Genomic DNA, 2,907 nt, shown 5'->3' with positions numbered 1-2,907 from the left:
ATAGAAGAAACACGATTTTTTTATTGTTTGTTGACGTTTTTGTTTGTTTAGTTTTCAAAGAACAATCTATCATGTCAGAAGCGACATTTGCTATTATATCGAATCTCTACTACAATGTCAATATAATAATTTAACTTTTTTGTTTCCACTTTTAACTATTAAAACCGCCGTTAAAAGCAACTTAGCTATCATAACACCTCCAATTTACAAATGCAACAGAAAGTTTATCTTTTTTTAGGAAAGTTCACTTCCTTAAAACTATTTCTTGAGATAACAATATCTTATCTTTTTAAATCAACAACCAAAACCCTGGCCACATGCAATCTTCAACAAATATCGGGGCATAACAGGCACTGGAAATAGGGTAGGATTTTAGCGTATACTAGTTTAAGTAAATATAAATATATAAATTCTAAATCTATGAATTTTATTGCTTTCTATCTGGAGAGGATTATCGTATGAGAATTGTAACAAAAGTTAAAAATGAAGAACTAGAAATTATAAAAATCTATATAAGCCTGGGATTTACGATTACTGTAGAAATATTCACAGTTCCAGAGGGCTACAAAAGCTTAGCGAATAATTCCTTCCCTCAACACGATGAATTATTAGGAACTGGAGTTCATAAAAATAAAAAAGAGAGTGTAAAACTGGCCATCAAAGCTTTACGGGAATTGATGGAAGCGTTCGAGGAATAAACTCCGAACCATAGTCTAAAAACCATGCTGGTAAAAAAACAGCATGGTTTTTATTTCTTTATCGCTCGGCGACTGGCACCTGAATTAAGAAAGCACCTTTTCAGGGCTAAGCAGCAGAAATAATGCCTCAGGGAGTTTCAATGTCCTCAGCGATGGTTCCCATAACCTCCAAGAACCGTCCTCGGGTCTTTATGAACTGACAAATCTCCCCCTTTTCTCCCAAGTTTCCTCACTAATCAAACGTTTGATTAAAATCGCCTACATCCTTGATATATATCGATGCATCCTTCCCAATCCATATAATTAATGTTGAAAAATGTAAGAAAAAAGGGGGGATAATAGCAATCAAACCGATAACGTCACGAAACGACACTCTTTCGACTAAATACCGTATAAGCTATACTATTTAAACGTTTGATTGAAATAGCTGAAAGTACTGAAATAAAAGGAATTCCCTTACAACTCCTGCATGTAGATTGTCGAGATGCGTTTGGACATTCCGCAGGAAATAACCCACCTTTCTACAAAAACTGATCAGTTTCTCCTAAACCTCCATGATTCTATTAAAATCGTGGCTTTTTGATACTATCCAAACGCTTGATTAAAAGAAGCCTCAGACCGCTCCATTACTAGATTTAGTACTCCAAATTCCTGTGAAGAATGTCGAGAACTGTCCTCAACATGACACTTTTAAAAAGGAACTAAGATTAGTTGCTGAACCATGATTCGTGCCTAAAACTATTACTGCGATGGTATAAGTCACCAAAATTAGGTAGTAAATATCCTCTGCCCAAATGAATTCCCAATTCTCATCCAGCGAATGTCGTAAGTTTTATAAAATATGTAGTAAGCGTCTGTAATTATGTTGTAAGTATCCGTAATTATGTTGTAAACTCTCCAAAATATGTAGTAAGTAACCAAAATTATGTAGTTAGTTCCCAACTGCAGGAATTTTATCTCTATTTAGACGCAGAAAAACCACCTTTAAAAAAATAATTTCTTTTTTAAAAGATGGTTTTTATAAAAAGGAACAAGCGAACGGTCCCTTCAGTTTAAAAAAATGGCTCCGCAGGTAGGACTCGAACCTACGACCGATCGGTTAACAGCCGATAGCTCTACCACTGAGCTACTGCGGAATAATATTATGGTGGGCCTAAATGGACTCGAACCATCGACCTCACGCTTATCAGGCGTGCGCTCTAACCAGCTGAGCTATAGGCCCAATTTGGAGCGGGTGAAGAGAATCGAACTCTCATCATCAGCTTGGAAGGCTGAGGTTTTACCACTAAACTACACCCGCATTAAAAATTTGGAGGCGGCACCCGGATTTGAACCGGGGATGGAGGTTTTGCAGACCTCTGCCTTACCACTTGGCTATGCTGCCTAACTAGAATGGTGGAGGGGGACGGATTCGAACCGCCGAACCCTGAGGGAGCGGATTTACAGTCCGCCGCGTTTAGCCACTTCGCTACCCCTCCATATATAAGACTACTAATAGAGTCTTATATTTAATGATGGCTCAGGACGGAATCGAACCGCCGACACAAGGATTTTCAGTCCTTTGCTCTACCGACTGAGCTACTGAGCCGTAATTAGGATGATTCCCTATATATAATTCCGTACGTCCTTTGCTCGAAAGAACTCACGTACTTTCTCGCAGATTGCCGCAGATGTTTTTCAGTGATGTAAGCAATCTGCTCTACCCACTGAGTTACTGAGCCTAGAATATGTATTTTTCTAAAAAAAATCTATAATAACAGTAGTTAACCTACTGGGATAAAAATGGCGGTCCGGACGGGACTCGAACCCGCGACCTCCTGCGTGACAGGCAGGCATTCTAACCAACTGAACTACCGGACCATATTGCGGGGACAGGATTTGAACCTGCGACCTTCGGGTTATGAGCCCGACGAGCTACCAGACTGCTCCACCCCGCGACAATAGAAATTATATAGTTTTGTCCATGCTCAATGTTCCATGGACTATATATTAATGAAATATATGGAGGAGGAAGAGGGATTCGAACCCCCGCGCGGTATGACCCGCCTGTCGGTTTTCAAGACCGATCCCTTCAGCCAAACTTGGGTATTCCTCCGAATAAGTGGAGCCTAGCGGGATCGAACCGCTGACCTCCTGCGTGCAAAGCAGGCGCTCTCCCAGCTGAGCTAAGGCCCCATAATGCTATAAGTGAAGAATGGTCGGGAAGACA

General features: G+C 40.2%; 1 protein-coding gene and 10 tRNA genes. 1 reads left to right on the top strand and 10 read right to left on the bottom strand.

Annotated features, from left to right (window positions below; all coding sequences use genetic code 11):
* The first annotated feature begins 458 nt into the window (after window positions 1-458).
* Window positions 459-698, top strand: a complete 240-nt coding sequence (locus COE25_RS29435) for a hypothetical protein (protein WP_088089948.1) — start codon at window positions 459-461, stop codon at window positions 696-698.
* A 1,061-nt stretch (window positions 699-1,759) separates the two neighbouring features.
* On the opposite strand, the gene COE25_RS29430 is transcribed toward COE25_RS29435, so the two are convergent.
* The 10 genes from COE25_RS29430 to COE25_RS29385 form a co-directional block, all read right to left on the bottom strand.
* Window positions 1,760-1,834 (bottom strand) — tRNA-Asn (locus COE25_RS29430).
* Window positions 1,835-1,843: 9 nt separating this feature from the next.
* Window positions 1,844-1,920, bottom strand: a tRNA-Ile gene (locus COE25_RS29425).
* 4 nt (window positions 1,921-1,924) lie between these two features.
* A tRNA-Gly gene (locus tag COE25_RS29420) sits at window positions 1,925-1,998 on the bottom strand.
* Window positions 1,999-2,008: 10 nt separating this feature from the next.
* Window positions 2,009-2,082 (bottom strand) — tRNA-Cys (locus COE25_RS29415).
* A 9-nt stretch (window positions 2,083-2,091) separates the two neighbouring features.
* A tRNA-Tyr gene (locus tag COE25_RS29410) sits at window positions 2,092-2,176 on the bottom strand.
* 37 nt (window positions 2,177-2,213) lie between these two features.
* Window positions 2,214-2,286: transfer RNA gene (locus COE25_RS29405), tRNA-Phe, on the bottom strand.
* Window positions 2,287-2,481: 195 nt separating this feature from the next.
* Window positions 2,482-2,558 (bottom strand) — tRNA-Asp (locus COE25_RS29400).
* 3 nt (window positions 2,559-2,561) lie between these two features.
* Window positions 2,562-2,635: transfer RNA gene (locus COE25_RS29395), tRNA-Met, on the bottom strand.
* 65 nt (window positions 2,636-2,700) lie between these two features.
* A tRNA-Ser gene (locus COE25_RS29390) sits at window positions 2,701-2,793 on the bottom strand.
* A 7-nt stretch (window positions 2,794-2,800) separates the two neighbouring features.
* Window positions 2,801-2,873: transfer RNA gene (locus tag COE25_RS29385), tRNA-Ala, on the bottom strand.
* Window positions 2,874-2,907 lie beyond the last annotated feature (34 nt).

This window comes from Bacillus sp. AFS031507 (assembly GCF_002584635.1).
Taxonomy (GTDB): domain Bacteria; phylum Bacillota; class Bacilli; order Bacillales; family Cytobacillaceae; genus Neobacillus.
The sequence above is the reverse complement of the archived record's forward strand: the minus strand, read 5'-3'. Positions and strand labels throughout refer to the sequence as shown.